Here is a 25,144-nt window from a genome sequence, read left to right as displayed (position 1 = left end):
AAGGAGACGGTCCGGCTCAGCCCGTCGTGAAGGGGATCGGGGTGCCCTCCGGGAATGGAACGGCGCCCTGGTCCGGCGTCATGGTGAACCATCCGCCGTTCTGCTGCGTGAGGAAGAAAAGCTGGCGGCCGCCGGCGTCGAGCGGGTCGCCGTCGGGGTAGGACGCCCCGCACGTGACCGGCATCGATGCGATGCGCACGGTCCCCTCGCCAAGACCGCCCTTGAGCACCTGCTCCACTTCCACCACATGGACATTGGCCTGGTACCCGTAAATCCGGACCTCACCGTCGCGCTTCAGCGGGGTGCCAACCAGAACCGCGCCGGCGTGGTCGAAGCGCTGCTGCATCGTCTCGAACCGGACCCAATCAACGCAGGTGTCCGTGCGGGAGCCCGGCAGCAGCGAGCAACCGCAAAGCAGCCCACACAGCAGAACTCCGATGGTCGTCAACTCCGCGAGTCTCCGCATGATCGAACCCTAGCCGCCGGCAGGATCGCCGTCCATGGACTGCGGACACGCTGCCCGCTGCAGGGTGCCCAGGCATCGAATCAGTGTGGCATGCTGAATCCCGTGCAACCCGTGAACCCGCCCGCAGCCCCGTCGCGCGTCCTGTTCTACGGTGTCACCGGAAGCGGCAAGTCCTCGGCTGCCCGCGCCTACGCGGCCCGGACGGGCCTCCCTGAGTACTCCGCAGACGACGACATTGGCTGGCTTCCGGGCTGGCGTCAGCCGAGCACCGAGGAGCAGCGGGAGCTCGCGGCGCGTATCGCCGGCCAGGATCAGTGGGTGCTCGACAGCGCCTACGGTGTCTGGCGCGACCTGGTGGTCCCGCGCGCCGAGTTGATCGTGGGGCTGGACTACCCGCGCTGGCTCTCGCTGCTCAGGCTGGTGCGCCGCTCCCTGCGCCGGGTCGTTGCCCGCGAGGAAGTCTGCAACGGGAACCGGGAAACGTTCGGCCGCCTCATCGCCCCCGACTCAATCATCGGCTGGCACTTCCGCTCATTCAGCCGCAAACGGCGGGTCATGCGCGAACTCAAGAGCGCCCCCGGCACGGCCGAGGTCCTCATCTTCCGCCGGCCCCGCGAACTCGATGCGTGGCTTCAGCGGCTCCCACAGGGGGATCCCCAAACCACCCGGTAGGGCGGCGGACCGGCGCCGGATCCTGCATCAGCGGACCGGTTCGCCCCGCTCGTCGACGCGGAAATCCGCGATCACGCGATTCGTCGCCGTGTCGATGATGACGACGGAGTGATCCGGTCAGGCGGGGTTGTGATTCCACTCCCTCAGCTTGGCCGCCCGGCCCGCATCGTTGATCCCGCGGTTGAAGGCGTCCACCATCATCGATCCGAAGGTCCGCCGACGTTCGCAGGCCCTATTTTTTCCCGAACAGGCCGCCCAGCAGGCCGCCGAGGCCTCCTTCGTTCTTCCGCGGGTCTTCCTGCCGGTCCACCGGCGCTTCTTCCTGCTGCCCCGGGAGATCGACGTCGATCAGCTCGCCGGGGCGCGGTGCGCCGTCGCCCTGCTGCCCCTGCGGGACAGCCTGGGGCAGGGGCTCCGGCACTGTGCTGGAATCAGGGGTCACCGAGTCCGCGGCAGCACCCTCATCGGCGGTCCGCTGCTGCCGGCCTTCCAGGATGCCGCCCAGCACGTCGCCGAGGCCGCCGCCGGCTCCACCCCCGCCCAGAATCCCGCCGAGGATGCCGCCCAGGTCGATACCCCCGGCGCCGCCCTGGCCGCCGCCACCCGCACCGCCGCCGGCCTGTCCGCGGCCGCCCAGGACCTTGTTGGCGAGGTACGACATCACGATCGGGGCCAGCAGGGGAAGGAGTCTGCGGACCAGGTCGCCGCCGACCCCGCCCAGCTGCGCAGTGCCTGCCAGCTGGTTGGCTACCTGGTCCTGCCGGCCGCCGAAGACATGGTTCACGATCTTCTCGCCGTCGGCGGTGTCCACCTGGGCCGCGTCGACGCCGCCGTCGACCAGTCCGTCCCGGTGCTGGCCCAGGGCTGACTCCAGCGCGGCCGCGCCCTCGGGCGCCTGCGCATTGCTGTGCAGCCCGGCGAGCAGCGTGGGCACGGCGGCCTCCACTGCGGCTTGGGCGCTCTGCCGGTCGGTGCCGAGCAGGTCGGCGATCTGGTCCACCGGGATCTCCCCGAGGATGTCTTGGAGCTCAGTCATGGCGTTCTCCTTCACCCGCGAACCGCGCCGCGGACATTCGTGGCGGCGCCGGCCGCATTGCCGTCGCCGAACTGCTGCCCTTGCATCGTAGCCCGGTGCCCCGCGGTGGGGGAGGGGCAGCCGGGAAGGCGCCTGCCGGCGCCCCCGACGTGCCCCGGCGCCGTCCGGGAACCGGGACGATTGCGGGTAATCTTAGAGAGTTCCGGAGCCGGCCCTGCCCCTCCGGAGGAGTTCATGGCAGGCAGCAAAAGGCGAGGTAGATGGTCCACATCTGGAACGATCCGTCCGAAGTCCCGGCGGACTTCGGCCCGTCCGTGGTCACGTTCGGTAACTTCGACGGCGTGCACCGCGGCCACCAGCAGGTGCTCTCGCAGCTCATCCGCACCGCACGCCTTAACCACGCCCGCGCTGTCGCCATCACCTTTGACCCACACCCGGCACAGGTCCACCGCCCCGATTCCGCCCCCGAGCTCATCATGGGGCTGGAGGACAAACTCGTTGCCCTCGGCGAAGTGGGCCTGGACGCCGTCCTGGTGATGAAGTATTCGCTGGAACTGGCCAGCCTCACGCCGGAGGAGTTCGTATCCTCTGTGCTCGTCGACGCGCTCAAGGCCAGCCACGTCGTCATCGGCCACGACGCTCGCTTCGGCCGCGGCAACTCCGGGGACCTGGACACCATGAAGGAGCTGGGGGAGAAGCTGGGCTTCGACGTCCAGGTCATCAGCGAGTTCGGTTCCGAGGGCTACCCGCTGCACGGCCACCCCGGGGACGCCCCCGCCGCCGGCGCAGGGGACCGCCGCTGCTCCTCAACCTGGGTCCGGGAAGCGCTGCGGGAGGGCGACGTCGCCACCGCCGCCGCCGTCCTCGGCCGGCCGCACCGGATGCGCGGCGAAGTGGTCCACGGTGCCGCCCGTGGCCGCGACCTCGGTTTCCCCACCGCCAACCTCTCCGCCGACGCCACCGGATACATCCCGGCGGACGGCATCTACGCCGGCTGGCTCGTTGACCAGGCCGGCACCCGCTGGCCGGCCGCCATTTCCGTCGGCTCCAACCCGACCTTCGACGGCGTCAGCCGGCAGGTCGAGGCGCATGTAATCGACCGCCCGGAAGAGGCAGTCGAGGACTTCGATCTCTACGGCCAGACAGTTGTCGTCGAGTTTGTGGCCCGTTTGCGGGGCATGGTCGCGTACCGTGGCCCTGAAGCGCTCGTCGAGCAGATGCGGCTGGACGTTGTCCAGGCCCACGACATCCTGACCGCGCGCTGAGGCTAAGGAAAGGCACGACCCGTGACCATTGAGAAAAACACGCGCGAGCTGGACAAGGACATCGTCCGCGACTTCAGCTCCCGGATGAGCTACGCCTCCTACCTGCAATTGCCGACGCTGCTCAGCGCCCAGCAGCCGGTCAGCGCGCCGGAGCACCACGACGAAATGCTGTTCATCATCCAGCACCAGACCACTGAGCTGTGGCTCAAGCTGGTGTTGCACGAACTCCGCAGCGCGGCCGCCTGGCTCCGTGCCGACGACCTCGGCTCAGCGCTCAAGGCGATCGCCCGGGTCAAGCACATCCAGAAGACCCTGACCGAGCAGTGGTCCGTGCTCGCCACCCTGACGCCCACCGAGTATTCCCAGTTCCGCGGCTTCCTGGGCAACTCCTCCGGATTCCAGTCCAGCCAGTACCGGGCAGTGGAATTCCTGCTGGGCAACAAGAACCGCAAGATGCTGCCGGTGTTTGAATCCGACCCGGAAGCCCACGCGATGCTGCTGGAGCTGTTGGAAGCCCCGAGCATCTACGACGATTTCCTCGCCTACCTCAAGCGCCAGGGCTTCGACGTTCCGGCGTCGGTGCTGGGCCGCGATGTCAGCCAGGCCCACGAATTCTGCCCCGAGCTGGTCCCGGTGTTCAAGCACATCTACGAAAACGCGGCCAGCAACTGGGGCGCCTACGAGGCCTGCGAGGAACTCGTGGACCTCGAGGACAACTTCCAGCTCTGGCGCTTCCGGCACCTGCGCACGGTGCAGCGGACCATCGGCATGAAGGCCGGGACCGGCGGATCCAGTGGTGCCGCGTTCCTGCAAAAGGCCCTTGAGCTGACCTTCTTCCCCGAGCTCTTCGCGGTCCGCACGGAGATCGGCCAATGAGCGCCCCCAACCCGCAGGCGTCCGAGGCTTCCGCGGGCACCGCCGGCGAGAACGCAGTCCTGTGGCAGCGCGCCCGGGACCTCGACGCCGCGGACCCCCTCGCCAGCTACCGGGAGCACTTCATCGGCACGGACACGGCGCTGTCCTACCTCGACGGCAACTCCCTGGGCCGGCCGCTGAAGCGCACCGTCACGGACATCAGCACCTTCATCCAGGACAGCTGGGGCGGCCGCCTGATCCGCGGCTGGGACGAGGAGTGGCTGGAACTGCCGCAGGCCATCGGGGACCAGTTGGGCCGCGCCGTGCTCGGCGCCGGCCCGGGGCAGACCATCATCGCCGATTCCACCACGGTGGTGCTCTACAAACTGATCCGCGCCGCGCTGGCCGCCGTCACCGATCCGGCCCGCACCGAGATCGTGCTGGACACGGACAACTTCCCAACCGACCGCTATCTCGTCGAAGGCATCGCCCGCGAGGAAGGCCTCAAACTCCGCTGGATCGACGCCGACCCTGTCTCCGGCGTGACCGTCGAGCAAGTCCGGGCCGCGACCGGCCCGGCCACCGCCGTCGTGGTTCTGAGCCAGATCGCCTACCGTTCCGGCTTCCTTGCGGACCTCCCCGGCATCACCGCCGCGGTGCACGACGCCGGCGCCCTGGTCGTGTGGGACCTGTGCCACTCCGCCGGTTCGGTCGAGATCGGCCTGGACGCCGCGGGCGTCGACTTCGCGGCGGGTTGCACCTACAAGTACCTGAACGGGGGCCCGGGTTCGCCCGCGTTCGCCTACGTCAACGCCCGGCACCTGGCCGGGCTGCGGCAGCCCATCTGGGGCTGGATGGGACGCAAGGACGCCTTCGAAATGGGTCCCGGCTACGAGGCCGCCCCCGGCATCCGGGGTTTCCTCAGCGGGACGCCGGCCGTCTTCGGCATGCTGGCCATGCGTGGCACCCTGGACCTGATTGAGGAAGTCGGCATGGCCGCCGTCCGGGAGAAGTCCAGGCTCCTGACCGCGTTCGCCGTCGAACTCCATGACGCCTGGCTGGAACCGGCGGGGGTGCGGCTGTCCACCCCGCGGGACCCGGAACAGCGCGGCAGCCACATCACCGTGGACCACCCGGCCTTCCGTGAAATGACGGCGGCGCTGTGGGAACAGGACGTGATCCCGGACTTCCGTGCGCCGCAGGGCATCCGGATCGGGCTGTCACCGCTAAGTACCTCGTTTGCCGAGCTGTACCAGGGCGTCGCGGCGATCCGCGGGCTGCTGGCCGGCTCCGTCGGCTCAGAGTAGCCGGCCGCCGCGCCGCATGGTTTAGACAACTTCGGCGGCGTGCCAGTAAACTAAACGTTGGATCCGGCTGCAGTCCGTGGCGGCTGGCTCTTGTTGTGCTGTGGAGGCCCTCCCAAGGGGCTGGGATTTCCGGCGCGGCACCCCCGGCAGTGAATTACTGACTCGGGCCTCACGGCACATCTCTAGGAGTTAACGTGGCACTTGAAGCCGCTGTAAAGCAGTCCATCATGAAGGATTTCGCAACGTCCGAGGGCGACACCGGTTCGCCGGAGGTCCAGGTTGCTGTCCTGACCCAGCGGATCAAGGATCTGACGGAGCACATGAAGGAGCACAAGCACGATTACCACACCCAGCGCGGTCTGCTGGCCATGGTTGGTCGTCGCAAGCGCATGCTCACCTACCTCAAGAACACTGACATCAACCGCTACCGTGCGCTCATCGAGCGCCTCGGCCTGCGCCGCTAGTCAGCTCTAAGGGGCGGCCCTTTCCCTCTGGAAAGGGCCGCCTTCTTCAAACAAAACTCAACAGGAGGATCAACCGCATCACGCATTCGCGGTCCTCGGTAGTGATCTCCGGGAACGGCTTCAAGGACTGAAGCCGTGGCCCGTGGGTCTCGATCGATGACCGGGTGCAGTGCAGGCCAGTAGACAGATGCTGGGCTGGGTTGATGCGGCTGGGCTCCGTGAAACAAGAAACGGAGGTGACTCTCTTGGAGGGTCCCGAAATCCAGTTCTCAGAAGCCGTCATTGACAATGGCCGCTTCGGCAAGCGGGTTATCCGCTTTGAAACCGGCCGTCTTGCCAAGCAGGCAGCCGGCGCAGCCATGGTCTACATCGACGAAGAGACCGCGCTGCTGTCCGCCACCACCGCCGGCAAGCACCCGCGTGAAGGTTTTGACTTCTTCCCGCTGACCGTCGACGTCGAAGAGCGCATGTACGCCGCGGGCCGCATCCCGGGCTCGTTCTTCCGCCGCGAAGGCCGCCCCTCGACGGAAGCCATCCTGGCCTGCCGCCTGATGGACCGCCCGCTGCGCCCCGCCTTCGTGAAGGGCCTCCGCAACGAGGTCCAGATCGTTGTCACCGTGCTGTCCATCAACCCGGACGAGCTCTACGACGTCGTCGCGATCAACGCGTCCTCGATGTCCACCCAGCTCTCCGGCCTGCCCTTCTCCGGTCCGATCGGCGGCGTCCGCCTTGCCCTCGTCGCCGACGAGCACGGCTCGCAGTGGGTTGCGTTCCCGAAGCACTCCCAGCTGGAGAACGCCGTCTTCAACATGGTCGTCGCCGGCCGCATCGCCGGTGACGACGTTGCGATCATGATGGTTGAAGCCGAAGCGACCGACAACTCCTGGAACCTCATCAAGGAACAGGGCGCCACCGCCCCGACCGAAGAGGTTGTCTCGGAGGGCCTCGAAGCCGCCAAGCCGTTCATCAAGGCACTCTGCGAAGCGCAGTCCGACCTGGCAGCCCGCGCCGCCAAGCCGACCGTCGAATTCCCGGTCTTCCTGGATTACCAGGACGACGTCTACGCCGCAGTGGAGTCCGCCGCCGCCGAGAAGCTGGCTGCTGTCTTCCAGATCGCCGACAAGCAGGAACGCGACACCGCCTCCGACGAGCTCAAGGACGAGGTCACCTCCTCCCTGGCCGGCCAGTTCGAAGGCCGCGAGAAGGAACTGTCCGCAGCCTTCCGCTCCGTCACCAAGCAGGTTGTGCGCCAGCGCATCCTCAAGGACCAGATCCGCATCGACGGCCGTGGCCTGACGGACATCCGCCAGCTCACCGCGGAGGTCGAGGTCCTGCCTCGCGTCCACGGCTCGGCCATCTTCGAGCGCGGCGAGACCCAGATCATGGGTGTCACCACGCTGAACATGCTCAAGATGGAACAGCAGATCGACTCGCTGTCCCCCGTGACGCGCAAGCGCTACATGCACAACTACAACTTCCCGCCGTACTCCACCGGCGAGACCGGCCGCGTCGGTTCGCCGAAGCGCCGCGAAATCGGACACGGTGCCCTCGCAGAGCGCGCCATCATGCCGGTGCTGCCGTCCCGTGAGGAATTCCCCTACGCGATCCGCCAGGTGTCTGAGGCTCTCAGCTCCAACGGTTCGACGTCGATGGGTTCCGTGTGCGCCTCCACACTGTCCCTGCTCAACGCAGGTGTGCCGCTGAAGGCCGCTGTTGCCGGTATCGCCATGGGCCTGGTTTCCGACCAGGTTGACGGCCAGACCCGCTACGCCGCGCTGACCGACATCCTCGGCGCCGAAGATGCCTTCGGCGACATGGACTTCAAGGTTGCCGGTACCTCCGAGTTCGTCACGGCCATCCAGCTGGACACCAAGCTCGACGGCATCCCGGCCTCTGTCCTGGCCGCCGCCCTGAAGCAGGCCCGCGAAGCCCGCCTGCACATCCTGGACGTCCTGAACTCCGCGATCGACACCCCGGACGAGCTCTCCGAGTTCGCGCCGCGCGTCATCGCGGTCAAGATCCCGGTAGACAAGATCGGCGAGGTCATCGGCCCGAAGGGCAAGATGATCAACCAGATCCAGGAAGACACCGGAGCCGACATCTCGATCGAGGACGACGGAACTGTCTACATTGGCGCCACCAACGGCCCGTCTGCCGACGCAGCACGGTCCGCGATCAACGCCATCGCCAACCCGCAGGTCCCGGAAATCGGCGAGCGTTACCTGGGTACGGTCGTCAAGACCACGACCTTCGGCGCCTTCGTTTCCCTGACCCCGGGTAAGGACGGTCTGCTGCACATCTCCGAACTGCGCAAGATCGCCGGCGGCAAGCGCGTGGACAACGTCGAGGACGTCGTTTCCGTGGGCCAGAAGATCCAGGTGGAAATCACCAAGATCGATGACCGCGGAAAGCTCTCCCTCTCGCCCGTCGTGGCCGACGAGGCGGGGGTCGCTGACGCGGACAACGCTGAGGTCTCCGCGGAGGCCGCAGAGTAGTCTTTCCTGACCCAAGCAGCGGGGCCGGTGGATTCGTCCACCGGCCCCGCTGCCTTTAAAGGCAGGTAGGATTGCAGGCAGATTTGGCACACTTCCTGTGACGGTTTTATTGAAAGGCCTTAATGACTGTCGTCCCCCTGCCGCTTGAGCAGAACCAGCACGCTGACACCCTCATCCACGGCGCCGACGGCGGCTCGGAGGTGCGGCGCTCGGTGTTGCCCGGCGGCGTACGGGTACTGACCGAGGCCATGCCGGGGCAGCGTTCGGCGACCATTGGCTTCTGGGTCGGCGTCGGCTCGCGCGACGAGGCCCCCGGCCAGCACGGCTCCACCCACTTCCTGGAACACCTGCTGTTCAAGGGCACCCAGCGGCGCACCGCGCTGGAAATCGCCTCGGCCTTCGACGAGGTCGGCGGGGAGTCCAACGCCGCCACCGCCAAGGAGAGCACCTGCTACTTCGCCCGGGTGCTGGACACGGACCTGCCCATGGCCATCGACGTCATCGCGGACATGATCACCGGCGCCGTGCTGGACCCTCAGGAGATGGAGCAGGAACGGGACGTCATCCTCGAGGAAATCGCGATGGACAGCGACGACCCCACCGACGTTGCGCACGAACACTTCGTCGCCGCCGTCCTGGGCACCCACCCGCTCGGCCGCCCCATCGGCGGCACCCCGGAGGCCATCCGCGCCGTCGCCCGCGACTCCGTCTGGGACCACTACCGCCGCTACTACCGCCCGGACGAGCTCGTCATCACCGCCGCCGGGGGACTGGACCACGACGTCGTCTGCGGGCTTGTGGTGGACGCCCTGCACTCCGCCGGCTGGCAGCTCGAGCACGACGCCGCCCCGGTGCAGCGCCGCCCGACCGAGCGCGCCTCGATCACCGGCACCGCAGGCCTGCACGTGGTCAAACGCCCGGTGGAGCAGGCCAATATCATCATGGGCTGCCCGTCCCTGGTCGCCACCGATGACCGACGCTTCGTGATGAGCGTGCTGAACGCCGTGCTGGGCGGCGGCATGTCCTCCCGGCTGTTCCAGGAGGTCCGCGAGAAGCGCGGCCTGGTCTACTCGACGTACTCCTTCGCCTCCTCCTATGCCGACGCCGGCTACTTCGGCATGTATGCCGGCTGCACGCCGTCGAAGGTCCGGCAGGTGCTGGAGCTGCTCGGCGCCGAACTGGACAAACTGGCCGAGGACGGCATCACCGAAGAGGAACTGCGCAAGGCCGTCGGCCAGCTCAGCGGCGGGATCGTCCTGGCCCTCGAGGACACCGGCTCCCGGATGTCCCGGCTGGGCCGCGCGGAGCTGGTCTCCGGCGAATACCAGGACATCGACGAGACGCTGCGCCAGATCAAGGCCGTGACCGTTGCCGAGGTCCAGGAGCTGGCGCGCGAACTCGCCGCCGCCCCGCGCACCGTCACGGTAGTGGGTCCGTTCGAAGAAACCGAGACCTTCGGCCTCTAAATAGCCCTCAGAACGCTCCCGCAGATCCGGCGGGGGAGTTGCCGACGCTCCCGCAGCTCAGGCGGGGACGGGTGCGGGTTCGGGGACGCGGCGGCACACCGTGGTCATAAAGGGGCTGAACTCGCTCGCGCTCCCGAGCCGCAGCCCGGCCGCATGGGTCAGCTGGCCGTCCTCGACCCGCAGGGTGTGGCGGGCGGTGCCGCGGTCGCTGCGCCGTTCGATGGTCAGCGTGCCGTCGTGCCAGCTGGCGCGGGCGGGCGCCTCCGGGGGCAGGCCCATGCTGTTGACGTGGTACCAGAGTGTGTCGGGACGGTCCGGGTCCATGGTGAAAACGCCGACGCCCTCGGTCTTAGCGCCGCCTGCGTCCGTGTGGCGGTAGCTCATGGTCACCGCCAAACCGGCAGCCGCGCGGGCGAAAACAACCTCGGCCGCGGCCGTGCGGGCCGGGCCCCAAGCCGTGGCCTCCCATTGGGTGGTGCCGCTCCAATGCCCCAGAAACGACTCCAGGGCCTCGTGTGCGCTGCCTGGCAACGGTCGATCCATGCTTCCTCCGAGGGGGATTCCGTCCGACTCACCCCGCCACCATCATCACGCCGTGTCCCGTGGCTGTAAAGGATCGCACCCGCTCTGGCCCGCGGGATGGTCACACGCGGCGGCCACTCCACCCGAAAACGTTGCCGATTCGTTGCACAGCTTCCCAAGAGGCCCGTTGACATGGTGTGATCCGCATCATAGATTTGCCGTAATCTGAATCACCTTTCAGGTTCTACCCAGATCTCCTGCCAGATTCCGCGGATTCTCAACGAAAGGCATCCCGTGAAGGATACAAAGAAGTTCCTGATGGCCGCCGTGATGGCCACCGGGCTCGCCCTCAGCGCCTGTGCGCCCACTGCCGGTTCCGCCGCGCCGGCGGGCTCCGGTGGCACCAAGGCAGCCGAACCGGTCAACGTCGGCATCATCTACTCCAAGACCGGTCCGCTGGCAGCCTACGGCGCCACCTACTACGAGGGCCTCCAAGCCGGCATCGACTACGCCACCGGCGGAACCGGCGAGGTCAACGGCGCCAAGCTCAACCTCACCTACGCCGACGACGGCGGCGACCCGGACAAGGCCGTCACCGCGGCCAAAGACCTGATCGGCAAGGGCTACAAGGTCATCGGCGGAACCGCGTCGTCGGGCATCGCCCTGAAGCTCGCGGAGCAGGCCCAGCAGAACAAGGTGCTGTACATCTCCGGTCCTGCCGCCACCGACGCGATCCAGGGCATCAACAAGTACACCTTCCGCTCGGGCCGCCAAAGCCTGCAGGATGTTGCCACCGCCGGCAGCTTTATCGACATCAAGGGCAAGAAGATCCTGGTGTTCGCGCAGGACAACGCCTTCGGCCAGGGCAACGTCGCCGCGGTCAAGGCCGTCCTCGGCGCCAAGGGCGCGACGGTGGAGTCCATCCTCGTGGCGGACGGACAGGAGCTCACCCCGTTCGCGCGCCAGCTCATCGACGCCAAGCCGGACATGGTCTTCGTGGCCTGGGCCGGGGCAACGACCGGCAGCATGTGGCAGGCCCTGAGCCAGCAGGGCGTCTTTGACAAGGCCCCGGTGGTAACCGGACTCGGTGACGCGTCCAGCTTCGGTGCCTACGGCGCAGCGAGCTCCAAGATCAGCTTCCTGAACCACTACTTCCCTGGCGCCTCAGGCACGGACGTTGAGAAGAAGATGATCGCCGCCGTCGAAAAGGCCGGTAAGAAGGCCGACCTGTTCACCCCGGACGGCTTCGTCGCCGGCCAGATGATCGTCCAGGCCATCAAGGGCGGCGGCTCCGATCCCGACGCCATGGTCAAGGCGCTGGAAGGCTTCAGCTTCGACGGACCCAAGGGCAAGGAAACCGTCCGGGCTTCGGACCACGCGCTGATCCAGGACATGTACCAGGCCAAGCTTGTCCAGAAGGGCGACACCTGGGCTCCCGAGCTCATCAAGGTGGTTCCCGGCGACACCGTCGCGCCGCCGGAGAAGAAGTAGCCGCCCGGAGCGTCAGCTCCAGGCCTGCTTCCTGAACCAGCTCGCGAGAAACGAAGGACCCGTATGAATACCCCAGCCCTGCCCGCCCTCGCGGTGGACGGCCTCGGCTTGCAGATCGGCGGTGCCCGCATCCTCCAGGACGTGGGCTTCGAGGTCGGCGCCGGTGAAATGATCGGCGTCATCGGCCCGAACGGCGCCGGCAAGACCACCTTGTTCAACCTGATTTCCGGCGTCATGCGCCCCACCGCGGGCAGCATCATGCTGAACGGCAGGGAGATCACGGCCGCGCCCATCCACCGCCGGTCCCGGGCAGGGCTGGGACGGACCTTCCAGACCTCCAACTTGTTTCCCAGGCTGAGCGTGCTGGAAAACGTCCGGCTCGCCGCCCAAGCGAAACTCGGCGGCAGTTTCAGCATCCTGCGCTTCCCCTCGGCCTCGGATGAGGCCTCCCGCATTGCCCGCGGCACCATCGCCGAGGTCGGGCTCACCAGCCAGCTCACGACGGCGGCCGGGGACCTCTCGCACGGTGAGAAGCGCAAGGTGGAGATCGCCGTGCTGCTGGCGACGGATCCCGCCGTCGTCCTGCTTGACGAGCCGATGGCCGGGGTGGCGTCGGGGGACGTCCCGTCCCTCACCTCGATCATCCGCGGAATGCACCGGGACCGCGGCTGCACCATCATGATGGTGGAGCACCACATGGACGTGGTCCTTGGCCTGGTGGACAGGGTGGCCGTGATGCACCACGGCAGCCTGCTGGCCCTGGACAGCCCGGACGCCGTCATGGCCAACCCCACCGTGCAAAGCGCCTACCTCGGAGACCCCGTATGAGCACCGCAGCGCAAAGCCGCGCCACCGAACCCCGGCCCGTCCTCAGGGTCGAGTCCCTGTTCGCCACCATCGCCGGCCAGCAGGTGGTGGAGGACGTTTCCTTCAGCGTTCCGGCTACGGGGATCACCGCCCTGCTGGGCCGCAACGGCGTCGGGAAGACCAGCACCATCAAAGCCATCATCGGCCTGATCGACCGGACCGGCACCGTGGAACTGGACGGCGTGCGGATCGAGAAGGAAGCCACCTTCAAGATCATCCGCAGCGGCGTGGGCTACGTCCCGGAGGACCGCGAGGTCTTCTCCAAGCTCACCGTGGCGGAGAACCTCCGGCTCGCCGAGCGCGACGCCGCGCCCCGCCGGCAGCTGGTCGAGGAGCTCTTCCCCGACCTGCTGGCCCGGTCCGCGCAAATGGCCGGAACGCTCTCCGGCGGCCAGCAGCAAATGGTCTCGCTGGCCCGCGCCCTGCTGAACACCAACAAGATCCTCCTCGTCGACGAGCCCACCAAGGGCCTGGCGCCCAAGATTGTCGGCGAGGTGGCGGAGACCCTGGCGGAGGCAGCCAAGACCGTCCCTATCCTGCTCGTCGAGCAAAACCTGCACGTCGTCCGCCAGTTGGCCGAAGGCGCCGTCGTCCTCTCCGGCGGGCGGGTGGTCCACACCGGCCCGGCCCTTGAGTTCCTCGACGACGCCGGCTTGATCCAGCGCCATCTTGGTGTGTCCACGGACTCGGCCCCCTCCGGGAATCCGGTCGAGAAAGGGGCTGCCCTGTGAGCACCCTGGTCCTGTTGTTGTTCACCGGCCTCGGGCTGGGAGCCCTGTACTTCCTGGTGGCCGCCGGGCTGTCCCTGATCTACGGGCTGATGGGCGTGCTGAACTTCGCGCACGGCGCCTTCCTGACGCTGGGGGCCTTCACAGGCTGGGAAGTCGCCCGGCGCACCGGCTCCGATAACTGGGGAACATTCCTGCTCTCGCTCGTGATCGGAGCCGCCGCCGGCGCCGCATTCGCCGCGTTTACCGAGTTCGTGCTGATCCGCCGCCTCTACCAGCGGCACATTGAACAGGTGCTCGTCACGGTGGGCCTCTCGCTCGCGGCCGTGGCACTCTTTGACGGCGTATGGGGCACCGATCCGGTGTATATCCAGGGCCCGGCCTGGTTCAAGGACACGACGGAAATCCTGGGCGCCCGGATCCCGAACGACCGGTTCGTCTGCATCGTTGCCGCGGTGTTGGTGCTGCTGGCCCTGGTGTTCTTCCTGCAGAAGACCCGCTACGGCATGATCATCCGCGCCGGCGTGGAAAACCGGTCCATGGTCACGGCCCTGGGGATTGACGTCCGCAAGGCCTTCACCCTCGTCTTCACCATCGGCGGGGCGGCGGCCGGCCTTGGCGGCGTCCTGGCCTCGCACTACTTCGGCTACGTCTCGCCCATGCTCGGCGGCTCGCTGCTGATCTTCGCCTTTATCGTCACGGTGATCGGCGGCCTCGGCTCGCTGACCGGAGCTGCCATCGCCGCCGTCGCCGTAGCCGTCCTGCAGCAGTTCGCGAACTTCTACCTCGGCGGCACCGGCGACTTCGTCGTCGTGCTGGCCCTGGCACTCGTACTGTTGTTCCGTCCCACCGGCCTGCTCGGGAGAACCGCATGACCACCGAAACCGACACCTCCAGCACCGACGGCACCGCCAGCCAGGACCGGCCGGGGGCCGACGGCGGGCGCCGGCCCCGCAAGCACGACGGGCACGGAGCACCCGGCAGCGCACCGCGCCCCGCCCGCGCCGGCATCACCGGCCGCCGGCTCGCGGCGTGGGCTGCAGGAGCGGCCGGCGTGCTGCTCCTGGTCCTGCTGCCGCTGTTGAACATCTCGCTGCCCGGTGTGCTCCCTGGCCCCAGCTACACCCCCGGGTCCCTCCAGCTGCTCGCCATGTGCATGCTGATGGCCGCCGCGGCCTTGACCTACCACCTGCTGCTGGGCGTGGCCGGGCTGCTGTCCTTCGGTCACGCCCTCTACTTTGGCGCGGGCGTCTACGGGCTCGCGATCATCCTGCAGAACCTGGACATCCCGCTGCTGCCGGCCATGGGGCTCACGTTGCTGATCGTGATCGTGCTGGCCCACGTGGTGGGCAGTATCAGCCTCCGGGTCAGCGGCATCCCGTTCGCCATGGTCACCCTCGCCTTCGCCCAGGCCGGCTCGGTGATCGTGGGCCGCAACCCCGAGGGCAAGACCGGCGGGGACGAAGGGCTGACGCTGCGCACCGACAACCTGCCCGACGTGCTGGTGGGCGTGGTCAACACCCGTAACCTGTACTGGCTGGCGCTGGCCGTGCTGGTGGCGGTCTTCCTCGTCGTCACCTGGGTGCAGTCCTCCCGGGCCGGCCACGCCGCGGCTGCCGTGCGGGAGAACGAGCTGCGGGTCCGCGTGCTCGGGCTCCAGCCGTACCTCGTGAAGCTGCTGATCTTCGTGGTCTCCGCCGTGCTGGTCTGCATCATCGGGATGGTCTTCCTGCTGCTGCAGAGCGGGGCGGTGCCCCGGGCAGTGTCCTCGGACCTCACTGTCACCCTGCTCGTGATGGTGGTACTGGGCGGGGTCGGCTCACGCTGGGGTGCCGTCATCGGCGGCGTGTTCTATACGATCCTGGACCAGCGCCTCACCACGCTGGCCAACTCGGAGGCAGTCAAGTCCCTCCCGGACGTCCTGCGGGTGCCGTTGTCCGAGCCGCTGTTCATCCTCGGCACGCTGTTCATCCTCGTGGTGATTTTCCTGCCCGGCGGCATCGCGGGAACCGCCGAGCGGCTGGCGCAACGCCGAAACCGTGGCCAGCGTGCCGCGACCCACGATGCCCGCACCCCGGGCGACCTCCTCGAGGACGCCGCATGAGCGGGCCGGCCGGCACCGGGGCCGCCGACGGACTGCACACCCTGGGCCGCTGGACCACGGACCGCAGCCTCGCCACCCCGCACCGGGTCGCCATCGACGACCGCGGCTGCACCCTGCTCTACAGCGAGCTCGAACGCCGTGCCTCGGCGCTGGCAGCCGGGTTCCGGACCGCCGGGTACGGGGTCGGGGACCGGATCGCGAGCCTGACCGGCAACAGCTCGGACCACGTGGTGGCCTTCTTCGCCTGCGCCAAGGCCGGGCTCGTCCTGGTCCCGCTGTCCTGGCGGCTCTCACCCCCGGAACTCGCCGCCCAGCTGGAACTCGCCGAACCCCAGCTGCTGCTCGTCGAGGGCGAGCTCGACGGGCTCGGCGCGGCCGCGTGCGCGCTGCTGCCGCACCGGCCCCGGACAGCGGCCCTGGGACCCGGCGGCGTCGAAAAGTCGGTGCCGCCGCCCACCCGCGTGCACCCGGCAGCGCCGCAGCCGCTCGACGGATCCGCCGCTCCGCGCCGGGAGGTGCGCGACGACGATGCCCTCCTGATGATTTTCACCTCGGGCACCGAGGGCGCCAGCAAGGCCGCCGTCCTGACCCACGCCAACTGCTTCTGGAACAACCTTTCGCTCTCCCGCACCCTGGATATGGGCAGCAGCGATGTTGTCCTGGCCGTGTTGCCGCAGTTCCACGTGGGCGGCTGGAACATCCAGCCGCTGCTGGCCTGGTGGACCGGAGCCACCGTGGTGCTGGAGCGCGGCTTCGATCCTGGCCGGGTCCTGCAGCTGATCGCTGAGCGTGGCGTGACCATGCTGATGGGCGTCCCCACCCAGTACCTGATGCTGGCCGAACACCCCGACTTTGCCCCCGCCGAACTGGGCAGCCTGCGCCACGCGGTGGTCGGCGGCGCGCCGATGCCGGCGCCGCTGCTGCGGATCTGGCACCGCAGGGGAGTGGCGCTGAGCCAGGGCTACGGCCTGACCGAGGCCTCCCCGAATGTGCTGTGTCTGCCGAATGAGGATGCCGAACGGATGGTGGGGTACTCGGGCAAGCCCTACCCGCACGTCGCCGTCGCCGTGGCGGATCCCGTCACCGGGGAAATCCTCGACGGCGCCGCCACCGGGGAACTGCTGGTGGGAGGACCCGGCGTCTTTGCCGGCTATTTCCGTGACCCTGACGCCACCGCGGCTGTCCTCGCCGGCGGCTGGCTGCGCACCGGAGACCTTGTGGAGCGCGACGCCGAGGGGTACATCAAAGTGGTGGACCGGCTCAAAGACATCTACATTTCCGGCGGCGAGAACGTCGCGCCGTCCGAGGTCGAGGCCGCGCTGCTGGCCCATCCCGCGGTGGCGCAGGCCGCCGTCGTCGGGGTGGAAGACGAGCATTGGGGTGAAAGCGGGATGGCCTTTGTGGTGATCCGTCCCGGCATGGCCACCGACGAGCAGGAACTGCTGGAGCATTGCGCCTCCCTGCTGGCCCGGTTCAAGGTTCCGGCCCGGATCGAGATGGTCCCGGCGCTGCCCCGCACCGCGCTGAACAAGGTGCTCCGGGCCAAGCTGCGCCAGGATCTCGCCGGTCGCGTATCGGCAGAAAGGGGCCGGGCATGAGCGCCGCACCGCGCACCGCCCGGGGGACCCGCACCCGCGCCAAGCTCCTCCAGGCCGCGGAGTCGGTCTTCGCGTCCGTGGGCTACCACGAGGCCTCAATCGTCAAGATCACCGAAGCCGCGGGTGTTGGCCTCGGCACCTTCTACCTGTACTTCGACGGAAAACAGGCCATCTTCGACGAAGTGGTCGAGGACCTGAACCGGCGGGTCCGCCACGCCATGACCGACGCCGCCAGGAGCGCTGGCACCCGGTTGGAGGCGGAGCGGGCCGGCTTCCGTGCGTTCTTCCGCTTCACCGCCCAGCACCCCGCCCTGTACCGCATCATCCGCCAGGCCGAGTTCGTCTCGCCGGGTGCCCTGCGGCTGCACTACACCCGGATCGTCAACGGCTACATCGAGGGCCTGAAGGAGGCCCAGCTCAGCGGCGAGGTCCGGGAGATGGACCCTACCGTGGCAGCCTGGGCCCTGATGGGCATCGGCGAGCTGATCGGCATGCGCTGGGTCCTCTGGGACGAGGAGGGCGCCGAACCCGCCGCCGGCCCCCGGCCGGAGGTGCCGGAAGAAGTTTTCGAGGAAATGATGCAGTTCATCGAACGGGCGCTCGCGCCCGCCCTGGCACCGCCGGCATCGCCAGCACCAACAGCAACCCCCGCGAACCCCACCCCGCCCCAGGAAGGGACAGCCCCATGACCCAGACAGCCAGCAAGGAAACCTACCGCACCGCCGAAGTGGAGGTCCGCGGCGGCACACTTCACACCGCGATCTGGGGCCCGGACGACCCCGCCGCGCCGACCATCCTGGCCGTCCACGGGGTCACCGCCTCGCACAAGGCCTGGCCGTACCTGGCCGAGGCGCTGCCGGACGTGCGGATCATCGCCCCGGATCTACGAGGCCGCGGCCGCAGCAATGGCCTGCCCGCGCCGTACGGCATGCCCTCGCACGCTGAAGATCTCGCGGCCGTGCTCGCGGAGCTGGCGTCCGGGCCGGTTGTCGTGGTGGGCCATTCGATGGGCGCCTTCGCCTCGCTGGTCCTCGCGAACATGTTCCCGGAGCGCGTCCGCTCGCTCGTGCTGGTGGACGGAGGCCTGCCGCTCCAGGTCCCGGAGGGTATTTCCGACGCCGAGGTCATCTCCTCGGTGCTGGGGCCTGCGGCCGAGCGCCTCAACGCCACGTTCCCGAGCCGGGAGGTGTACCGCTCGTTCTGGCGGCAGCACCCGGCCTTCAGCGGCGACTGGAGTCCGCTCATCGAGGCCTACGTGGACTACGACCTCACCGGTGAAGAACCGGAATTGCGGCCCGCCACCCGCTACCAGGCGATGGCCGAAGACACCGCGGAACTGCACCGCGGCGCCTCGCTGCTGAAGGCGCTGGATGAGCTCGCCGTGGACACCGTGGTCCTCCGGGCACCGCGCGGCCTGCTCAACGAACCGGCCGCCCTCTACGCGCCCGGCTACCTGGACGCCTGGGCGGAGAAGCTGCGGTCCCTGCGGGTGCGCGAGGTGCCGGACGTCAACCACTACACGATCGTGATGGGCGAGGCCGGCGCCGGAGCCGTCGCGGACGCCGTCCGGGAGGCGCTTGCCGTAGCGTAGTGGACGTGCGCTGAAGCTGGATCGTTGACGGGTCAGGGGGCGGACTCGAGGATCCGGGTCTTCGGGGCACCCTTGAGCGCCGGTGCCGCTTCGGAAGAGTTCCAGACCTTGGTCTGCAGGTTCGCGAGCAGCGACTCAGCCTGGGCGCGCTGCTCAAAATCAAGTTCGACCACCACGGAGTGCGGATCGTCCACCGGGCGGCTGACCCGGTGTGCGGTGACTCCAGACGCGGCACGGTCCACCGGGTCGCGGTCGAACGCGGCCTTCCACACGTCGAAGTCCGTAATTGCGTGTTCTATCTGCAAGGTGTACATCGCTATCTATCCTTCCGGCTGCAGGTCCCGGGGTTGACGGGATGCTTCCAAGCTACGCGCGGCAGGGGGCGTGCGGTATCCCAAAACTCCGGTCGGCTGCGGGAGGCTAGCCGCCGGCAAACGGCGGCAGCACGTCGACCACGTCGTCCGGGGACAATGCCGCCGACGGGTTCCGGACCGCCACCTCGTTGAGCAGGAAGCTGGACCGGGACAGGATGCGCGTCAGCGGTGGAGTCCCGGCCGGCGGCTCGGGACGCTCGACGGCGAGGATCGCCTCCAGCAGGCTGGCCAGTGTGGCGCCGTCGGCGAGGTCGAACTTCTCCTCATCCATCCCGGAGGCAGCGCGCGCGGCAGCGAAGTAGCGTACGTTCACGGGCGGTTCAGCCTCCGATGGCGCTCATGCTGCGGTCCGGCTGGACAAAGTCCGGAGCGTCCAGCCCGACGTGGTCCATGCCGTGGGCCTTGGGCTTGAGCCACATGGCGTCCTGCCAGCGCTCGGCGAGCTGTTCGTCGCTGGCGCCCTCGCGGAGCAAACCGAGCAGGTCGACTTCCTCTCGGGAGAAGAGGCAGCTCATGATCTTGCCTTCGGCGGTGATGCGGGTGCGGCGGCAGTCCGAGCAGAACGGCTCCGTGACCGAGGCGATGATTCCCACGGTGCCCAGCACCGGGCCGGTGGCCTCGTCCGTGCCCGGTACGCGGGCGCGGACTTCGAACCGCTCGGCCGGGGCGCCGTCGCGCTCCCGCGGATCCGTGCCGAGCACATAGTCGACGGAGAGAAGGGACCTGATCTCCGCGGCGGTAATCATGTTCCGGCGGGTCCAGCCGTGGTCCGCGTCCAGGGGCATCTGTTCGATGAAGCGAAGCTCGTAGCCGCGGTCCAGCGCCCAGGCCAGCAGCGAGGGGGATTCGGCGTCGTTGATGCCGCGCATCAGGACGGCGTTGAGCTTCACCGGGCCCAGGCCGGCGGCCCAGGCGGCGTCGACCCCGGCGAGGACCCGGTCCAGGAACGGGCGCCGGGTCAGCTTGGTGAAGGTTTCCTCATGCAGCGAATCCAGGGACACGTTGATCCGGGTGAGGCCGGCCGTCTTCAGCGCTGCCGCCTTCTTGTCCAGTCCGACGGCGTTGGTGGTCATGGAGATCGGAAGGTCCGGGTGCCCCTGGCGGAGGGCGGAAATGATGTCCAGCAGGTCGGCCCTGACCAGCGGCTCGCCGCCGGTCAGCCGGAGCTCCCGCACGCCCAGCATGTCGACCCCGATCCGCACGATCCGCACGATCTCATCCGCGGTCATGACGGCCTGCTTGGACAGCCATTCGAGGCCCTCGGCCGGCATGCAGTAGCTGCAGCGCAGGTTGCACTTGTCCGTCAGCGAGAGGCGCATGTCGGTGGCGCGGCGGCCGTAGCGGTCGAGCAGCCCGGCGGGGAGGCCGGCCGGGCGTCCGGCCAGCTGCGGCGCCGGCGCGCCGGGGCCGCCTTCTGCGCGGGGCTGGGGCATGCCAAGCTGAACACTCATAAAGTCAGGCTACGCCACTGCGGGCCCGGCATCACGCCCGCGGCCCTGCGAACTTATGCTGGAAGGGTGAACACGTCCCGGGCCGCTCCGGCAGCGGCCCCCAGCGGAACCCCGCGGCCGGCCCGGCGGCGCCCGCAACTGTGGGCCGCCGCGTCCGGTGTGTCCGCCGTCGGCTCCGGCCTCGTGCTGGGCGAACTGGCGGCCGCGCTGGTCAGCCCTTCCGTTTCACCCGTGACAGCCGTGGGCGGGGCAGTCATCGACGCCGTTCCGCCGGGTGTCAAGGACTGGGCGGTCTCGCTGTTCGGCACGGCGGACAAACTCGCCCTGCTCGTCGGTATGTCCCTGGTGATCGCCGCGGTGGCGGCGCTGGCCGGTGTCCTGGAGTGGCGCCGCCGTTTCGCCGGACTGGCCGTCGTCGCGGTCTTCGGGCTGGCGGGCGCCGCGGCCGTGCTGGGCCGGGCGGAGGCCACTCCCATCGCCGTGCCCGTTCCGCTGCTCGACGCCGCGGCGGGCATGATGCTGCTGCGCTGGCTGATCCGGAAGCTGCGGGACTGGCAGGGGTCCGGATTAACGGAAGGCCCCGCCCGGCGCCGGTTCCTGCAGTCCCTCGGGGTCGCCGGCGCCGTCGTCGCCGTCGGGGGAGTGCTGGCGTCCACCGTGCGTGGGGCGGCGGCCGCCGTTGCGGAGCTTCGCGGCAAAGTCGTGCTCCCGGCCCCGGCATCGGGCGCGCCGCCGCTACCGGCAGGCGCCGAGCTGTCCCTGGCCGGGATGGGCCCGCTGGTGACCCCGAACAAGGATTTCTACCGGATCGACACCGCGCTGCGCGTCCCGCTGGTGGATCCGCGCGACTGGAAGCTGAAAGTCACCGGCCTAGTGGACCGCGAAGTCGAACTGGACTTCGCGGCCCTGCTGGCCAAGCCCCTGACCGAGCGGTACATCACCATCGCCTGCGTTTCCAACGAGGTGGGCGGTGACCTGATCGGCAACGCCCGCTGGCTCGGCTGGCCGGTCCGGGAACTGCTGGCGCAGGCCGGGCCGAAGCCGGGGGCGGACATGGTGCTCTCACGCAGCGCCGACGGCTGGACGGCGGGAACCCCGCTGGAGGTGCTGACCGACGCCCGGGACGCGCTGCTGGCAGGGGGGATGAACGGGGAACCGCTGCCGCTGGAACACGGCTTCCCGGTCCGCCTTGTTGTGCCGGGGCTCTACGGCTACGTCTCGGCGACCAAATGGGTGACCGAGCTGAAGGTGACCCGGTTCGCGGACGACGTCGCCTACTGGACGCCGCGCGGCTGGAGCGCGCGCGGACCGATCAAAACGTCGTCGCGGATCGATGTGCCGCGGTCCGGGCGGAGTGTCGGCGCGGGGAAGGTGGACTTTGGCGGCGTGGCCTGGGCCCAGCACCGCGGCATCGCAAGGGTGGAAGTGCGCGTCAACCGCGGCGACTGGAAGCAGGCCGAACTGGCGCCCGCGATCTCTACGGACACTTGGCGGCAGTGGAAGCTCGCATTGCCGCTGGGCCCGGGGCAGTACGAGGTCCAGGTCCGTGCCACCGACCTGGACGGCGCCGTGCAGGTGGAGGAGCGCGCCCCGGCGGCGCCCAGCGGGGCCACCGGCTACCACACGGTTACAGTTGACGTGAAGTCCTAGCCCGCCGAGCCGAAGGTCACGAACCGTATGCACCGCACCGCGAACAGGCCCGCCACCGTCGAAGCGCACCGGGACAAGGTCCGGGCGCTGCTGGCCCCGCTCGCCGCCCGCATGGACACGGTCCCGCTCCGCGAGGCGCTGGGCCGCGGACTGGCTGCCGACGTCGCGGCCCCGCTGGACCTGCCGCCCTTCGCCAACTCACAGATGGACGGCTTCGCCATCCGCAGCGCTGATGTTCCCGACGGCGGCGCGGAGCTGCGCGTTGTTGCCCCCGTCCCGGCCGGCGCCGAGCCCGCGCCCCTGCGCCCGGGCACCGCCGCGCCCATCATGACCGGCGCCATGATCCCGCCCGGCGCCGACGCCGTTGTCCCCATCGAGCAGGCCGTGCCCGATTCCTTCCCCCAGCCCGGGGCAGCCGCCACGGTCCGCCTGCCCGCGGCGGCGGCGGGCACCTTCGTCCGCGACGCCGGCAGCGACATCGCCGCCGGGGAGCCCGCCTTGGCCGCCGGGACCTTCCTGGGGCCGGGGCAGCTGGGGCTCCTGGCCGCGCTGGGCCTGACCCAGGTACCGGTGCACGCCGTGCCGGCGGTGCTGCTGGTCACCACCGGCGACGAGGTGGTGGAACCGGGCAGCCCGCTGCAGCCTGGGAAGATCTACGACGCCAACGGCACCCTGCTCGAATCCGCGCTGAGCCAGGCGGGCCTGCGCGTGACGCGGACCGGCATCTCCGCCGACAACCCCGAGGAACTCGCGGCCCTGCTGCACCGGCACGCGCCCGACGTGGACCTGATGATCACCACCGGGGGCGTCAGCAAGGGCGCCTACGAGGTGGTCCGGCAGGCGCTGGCGGGACACGACGTCGAATTCGGCCCGGTGGCGATGCAGCCGGGCGGCCCGCAGGGCATCGGCAGCTTTGACGGCGTGCCCTTCCTCGGCTTCCCGGGGAACCCGGTGAGCTGCCTTGTCTCCTTCGAAATGTTCCTCCGGCCCGTCCTGGCCGAACTGTTCGGCTCGCCGGCGCCCCGCACCGTGGTCCGGGCCCGGCTTGCCGAGGCACTGACCTCCCCGGAAGCCAAACATCAGGTCCGGCGCGGCACCCTCAGCCCGGACGGCACGGTCCGGTTGGAGGGCGGCGCCGGATCGCACCTGGTGCACGCCCTGGCCCTGTCCAACGCCCTGGTGCAGGTGCCGGTGGGAACCGCGGCGCTCGCCGAGGGCGACGAGGTGGAAGTATGGATCCTGTGAACGAAGCAGATACCCCCGACAAACCCGTGCTGACCCATCTCCGGCAGGACGGCACCGCCCAGATGGTCGACGTGTCCAACAAGGCCGAGACCACGCGGGAGGCCACGGCCACCGCCACGGTCAACAGCACCGCCGAGGTCCTGGCCCTGCTCGGCGCCGGCGAGCTGCCCAAGGGCGACGCGCTGGCCGTCGCGCGGGTCGCCGGAATCCTGGCCGCCAAGAAGACTCCGGACCTCATTCCGCTCTGCCACCCGCTGCCGATCGCCAAGGTCACCGTGGACTTCGAGCTCGACGCCGCGTCGGTCACCGTGTTCGCCACGGTCAAGACCCGCGGCGTGACCGGGGTGGAGATGGAAGCCCTCACCGCGGCGACCGTCGCGGCCCTGAGCGTGTACGACATGATCAAGGCCGTGGACAAACACGCGGTCCTGACCGACATCAAGGTGTTGGCCAAGAGCGGCGGCAAGAGCGGGGACTGGACACTGTGAGCACCGCTGAACCGCACCGCCACGGCGAGGCGACCGGCCGGAAGGCCGGCATCGTGATCGCCTCCACGCGCGCCGCCGCCGGGGTCTATGAAGACCTCACCGGCCCCGTCATCGTCGACTGGCTGACCGAACACGGCTTCGAGGTCTTCCCCGCGCTCGTGGTGCCCGACGGCGAGCCCGTCGGCGCCGCCCTGCGCGCCCTGCTGACCCAGCGCCCGGCCGTCATCATCACCAGCGGCGGCACCGGCCTCAGCCCCACCGATGCCACCCCGGAACAGACGCTGCCGCTGCTGGACCGGGAGATTCCCGGGATTATGGAGGGGCTGCGCAGCGCGGGCACGGCCAAAACGCCGATGGCCATGCTGAGCCGCGGCCACGCCGGCGCCGCCGGCAGCACCTTCGTCGTCAACCTCCCCGGATCCCCTCAGGGCGTTATGGACGGCCTGGGCGTGCTGGACCCGATCATTGGACACCTCTGCGACCAGCTGGAAGGCAGCCATGGGCACTGAATCCGTATTTGAAGTTGTACACGCCGTCCTCAGCGCCGAGCCCATCTCGGTGGACCAGGCGATCGCCGCGGTCGAATCGGACACGGCCGGCGCCGTGGTCAGCTTCAGCGGCGTCGTCCGCAACCACGACGGCGGCAAACCGGTGGTCCGGCTCGGCTACAGCGCCCATCCCACGGCACACCAGGTGATGGCCGACGTCGTCGCGCAGCTCGTCGCCGAGCACGCTCCCGCGGCGGGGGACGGGCCGGCCCAGCCGGTCCGGATCTGGGCCGCGCACCGGACCGGCACGCTGGAGATCGGCGACCCCGCCCTGGTCTGCGCCGTCTCGGCGGCGCACCGCGGCCAGGCGTTCGCGGTGTGCGCGGAACTCGTGGACCGGATCAAGGAGCAGGTGCCGATCTGGAAGGAACAGTTCTTCGCTGACGGCACCGTTGAGTGGGTCGGTGCGGGCGGGTAAGACCAGCCGGCGCCGGCGGGTAACCTCCACCTGGCCGACTCCG

The 25,144-nt window shown here is 69.2% G+C and carries 26 protein-coding genes; 20 read left to right on the top strand and 6 right to left on the bottom strand.

The genetic code is table 11. The features are described from left to right. Window positions 1-16 precede the first annotated feature (16 nt). Complete coding sequence (locus ACZ5Z0_RS03900; protein WP_464109967.1) at window positions 17-466, bottom strand: hypothetical protein; 450 nt, start codon at window positions 464-466, stop codon at window positions 17-19. 111 nt (window positions 467-577) lie between these two features. Between ACZ5Z0_RS03900 and ACZ5Z0_RS03895 the strand changes: the two genes are divergently transcribed. Continuing rightward, entirely contained in the window at window positions 578-1,138 is a 561-nt protein-coding gene (locus ACZ5Z0_RS03895; RefSeq protein WP_464109966.1) for a P-loop NTPase family protein, read from the top strand. 232 nt (window positions 1,139-1,370) lie between these two features. Here the strand turns inward: ACZ5Z0_RS03895 and ACZ5Z0_RS03890 are convergent, their stop codons facing one another. Beyond that, window positions 1,371-2,174, bottom strand: a complete 804-nt coding sequence (locus ACZ5Z0_RS03890; protein WP_464109965.1) for a DUF937 domain-containing protein — start codon at window positions 2,172-2,174, stop codon at window positions 1,371-1,373. Window positions 2,175-2,434: 260 nt separating this feature from the next. Between ACZ5Z0_RS03890 and ACZ5Z0_RS03885 the strand changes: the two genes are divergently transcribed. From ACZ5Z0_RS03885 to ACZ5Z0_RS03860, 6 genes are all read left to right on the top strand, one after another. After that, window positions 2,435-3,439: a bifunctional riboflavin kinase/FAD synthetase gene (locus ACZ5Z0_RS03885; RefSeq protein WP_464109964.1), complete on the top strand. Its 1,005-nt coding sequence runs from the start codon at window positions 2,435-2,437 to the stop codon at window positions 3,437-3,439. Between the two features lie 21 nt (window positions 3,440-3,460). Next, on the top strand, window positions 3,461-4,315 hold the full coding sequence (kynA, locus tag ACZ5Z0_RS03880) for a tryptophan 2,3-dioxygenase (protein WP_464109963.1): 855 nt from the start codon (window positions 3,461-3,463) through the stop codon (window positions 4,313-4,315). Then, a complete protein-coding gene (gene kynU / locus ACZ5Z0_RS03875; RefSeq protein ID WP_464109962.1) occupies window positions 4,312-5,601 on the top strand; it encodes a kynureninase in 1,290 nt (429 codons plus the stop codon). Before kynA ends, kynU begins: the two co-directional genes overlap by 4 nt. 194 nt (window positions 5,602-5,795) lie before the next feature. Beyond that, window positions 5,796-6,065 carry a 30S ribosomal protein S15 gene (gene rpsO, locus ACZ5Z0_RS03870; RefSeq protein WP_138769772.1) on the top strand — a complete coding sequence of 90 codons (270 nt, stop codon included), beginning with the start codon at window positions 5,796-5,798 and terminating at the stop codon, window positions 6,063-6,065. A 245-nt stretch (window positions 6,066-6,310) separates the two neighbouring features. Further along, entirely contained in the window at window positions 6,311-8,560 is a 2,250-nt protein-coding gene (locus ACZ5Z0_RS03865) for a polyribonucleotide nucleotidyltransferase (protein WP_464110705.1), read from the top strand. Between the two features lie 122 nt (window positions 8,561-8,682). Beyond that, complete coding sequence (locus ACZ5Z0_RS03860; protein ID WP_464109961.1) at window positions 8,683-10,026, top strand: M16 family metallopeptidase; 1,344 nt, start codon at window positions 8,683-8,685, stop codon at window positions 10,024-10,026. 57 nt (window positions 10,027-10,083) lie between these two features. Here the strand turns inward: ACZ5Z0_RS03860 and ACZ5Z0_RS03855 are convergent, their stop codons facing one another. Continuing rightward, complete coding sequence (locus tag ACZ5Z0_RS03855) at window positions 10,084-10,557, bottom strand: DUF1579 domain-containing protein (RefSeq protein ID WP_464109960.1); 474 nt, start codon at window positions 10,555-10,557, stop codon at window positions 10,084-10,086. A 285-nt stretch (window positions 10,558-10,842) separates the two neighbouring features. On the opposite strand from ACZ5Z0_RS03855, the gene ACZ5Z0_RS03850 reads away from it, so the two are divergent. The 8 genes from ACZ5Z0_RS03850 to ACZ5Z0_RS03815 all read left to right on the top strand — a co-directional run bounded on the left by ACZ5Z0_RS03850 (window position 10,843) and on the right by ACZ5Z0_RS03815 (window position 18,927). Beyond that, a complete protein-coding gene (locus tag ACZ5Z0_RS03850) occupies window positions 10,843-12,039 on the top strand; it encodes a substrate-binding domain-containing protein (protein WP_464109959.1) in 1,197 nt (398 codons plus the stop codon). Window positions 12,040-12,102: 63 nt separating this feature from the next. Continuing rightward, window positions 12,103-12,867, top strand: coding sequence for an ABC transporter ATP-binding protein (locus ACZ5Z0_RS03845; RefSeq protein WP_464109958.1), 765 nt, complete (start codon window positions 12,103-12,105; stop codon window positions 12,865-12,867). Next, window positions 12,864-13,637, top strand: a complete 774-nt coding sequence (locus ACZ5Z0_RS03840) for an ABC transporter ATP-binding protein (protein ID WP_464109957.1) — start codon at window positions 12,864-12,866, stop codon at window positions 13,635-13,637. The genes ACZ5Z0_RS03845 and ACZ5Z0_RS03840 overlap by 4 nt, the downstream gene beginning before the upstream one ends. Further along, entirely contained in the window at window positions 13,634-14,509 is an 876-nt protein-coding gene (locus ACZ5Z0_RS03835) for a branched-chain amino acid ABC transporter permease (protein WP_464109956.1), read from the top strand. The genes ACZ5Z0_RS03840 and ACZ5Z0_RS03835 overlap by 4 nt, the downstream gene beginning before the upstream one ends. Next, complete coding sequence (locus ACZ5Z0_RS03830) at window positions 14,506-15,738, top strand: branched-chain amino acid ABC transporter permease (protein ID WP_464109955.1); 1,233 nt, start codon at window positions 14,506-14,508, stop codon at window positions 15,736-15,738. The genes ACZ5Z0_RS03835 and ACZ5Z0_RS03830 overlap by 4 nt, the downstream gene beginning before the upstream one ends. Further along, a complete protein-coding gene (locus ACZ5Z0_RS03825) occupies window positions 15,735-17,336 on the top strand; it encodes a class I adenylate-forming enzyme family protein (RefSeq protein ID WP_464109954.1) in 1,602 nt (533 codons plus the stop codon). Before ACZ5Z0_RS03830 ends, ACZ5Z0_RS03825 begins: the two co-directional genes overlap by 4 nt. Further along, window positions 17,333-18,025 (top strand): TetR/AcrR family transcriptional regulator, encoded by a 693-nt coding sequence (locus tag ACZ5Z0_RS03820; RefSeq protein ID WP_464109953.1) that lies wholly within the window; start codon window positions 17,333-17,335, stop codon window positions 18,023-18,025. The genes ACZ5Z0_RS03825 and ACZ5Z0_RS03820 overlap by 4 nt, the downstream gene beginning before the upstream one ends. Then, a complete protein-coding gene (locus ACZ5Z0_RS03815) occupies window positions 18,022-18,927 on the top strand; it encodes an alpha/beta hydrolase (protein WP_464109952.1) in 906 nt (301 codons plus the stop codon). Before ACZ5Z0_RS03820 ends, ACZ5Z0_RS03815 begins: the two co-directional genes overlap by 4 nt. A gap of 32 nt (window positions 18,928-18,959) precedes the next feature. On the opposite strand, the gene ACZ5Z0_RS03810 is transcribed toward ACZ5Z0_RS03815, so the two are convergent. The 3 genes from ACZ5Z0_RS03810 to moaA form a co-directional block, all read right to left on the bottom strand. After that, window positions 18,960-19,241 carry a hypothetical protein gene (locus ACZ5Z0_RS03810; protein ID WP_464109951.1) on the bottom strand — a complete coding sequence of 94 codons (282 nt, stop codon included), beginning with the start codon at window positions 19,239-19,241 and terminating at the stop codon, window positions 18,960-18,962. Between the two features lie 106 nt (window positions 19,242-19,347). Next, window positions 19,348-19,614, bottom strand: a complete 267-nt coding sequence (locus ACZ5Z0_RS03805; RefSeq protein ID WP_464109950.1) for a MoaD/ThiS family protein — start codon at window positions 19,612-19,614, stop codon at window positions 19,348-19,350. A 7-nt stretch (window positions 19,615-19,621) separates the two neighbouring features. Beyond that, the gene (gene moaA, locus ACZ5Z0_RS03800) at window positions 19,622-20,752 is read right to left on the bottom strand and encodes a GTP 3',8-cyclase MoaA (protein ID WP_464109949.1); all 1,131 of its coding nucleotides are present in this window, start codon (window positions 20,750-20,752) and stop codon (window positions 19,622-19,624) included. A gap of 138 nt (window positions 20,753-20,890) precedes the next feature. On the opposite strand from moaA, the gene ACZ5Z0_RS03795 reads away from it, so the two are divergent. The 5 genes from ACZ5Z0_RS03795 to ACZ5Z0_RS03775 are packed head-to-tail and all read left to right on the top strand — an operon-like array spanning window position 20,891 to window position 25,101. Then, window positions 20,891-22,402: a molybdopterin-dependent oxidoreductase gene (locus ACZ5Z0_RS03795; protein WP_464110704.1), complete on the top strand. Its 1,512-nt coding sequence runs from the start codon at window positions 20,891-20,893 to the stop codon at window positions 22,400-22,402. 27 nt (window positions 22,403-22,429) lie between these two features. Continuing rightward, entirely contained in the window at window positions 22,430-23,647 is a 1,218-nt protein-coding gene (locus ACZ5Z0_RS03790; RefSeq protein WP_464109948.1) for a molybdopterin molybdotransferase MoeA, read from the top strand. Next, complete coding sequence (gene moaC / locus ACZ5Z0_RS03785; protein ID WP_464109947.1) at window positions 23,635-24,135, top strand: cyclic pyranopterin monophosphate synthase MoaC; 501 nt, start codon at window positions 23,635-23,637, stop codon at window positions 24,133-24,135. Before ACZ5Z0_RS03790 ends, moaC begins: the two co-directional genes overlap by 13 nt. Continuing rightward, the gene (locus tag ACZ5Z0_RS03780) at window positions 24,132-24,644 is read left to right on the top strand and encodes a MogA/MoaB family molybdenum cofactor biosynthesis protein (protein ID WP_464109946.1); all 513 of its coding nucleotides are present in this window, start codon (window positions 24,132-24,134) and stop codon (window positions 24,642-24,644) included. Before moaC ends, ACZ5Z0_RS03780 begins: the two co-directional genes overlap by 4 nt. After that, window positions 24,634-25,101, top strand: coding sequence for a molybdenum cofactor biosynthesis protein MoaE (locus tag ACZ5Z0_RS03775; protein ID WP_464109945.1), 468 nt, complete (start codon window positions 24,634-24,636; stop codon window positions 25,099-25,101). Before ACZ5Z0_RS03780 ends, ACZ5Z0_RS03775 begins: the two co-directional genes overlap by 11 nt. The last annotated feature ends 43 nt before the right edge of the window (window positions 25,102-25,144 follow it).

The organism is Arthrobacter sp. T2-23, assembly GCF_055398325.1.
The sequence above is the reverse complement of the archived record's forward strand: the minus strand, read 5'-3'. Positions and strand labels throughout refer to the sequence as shown.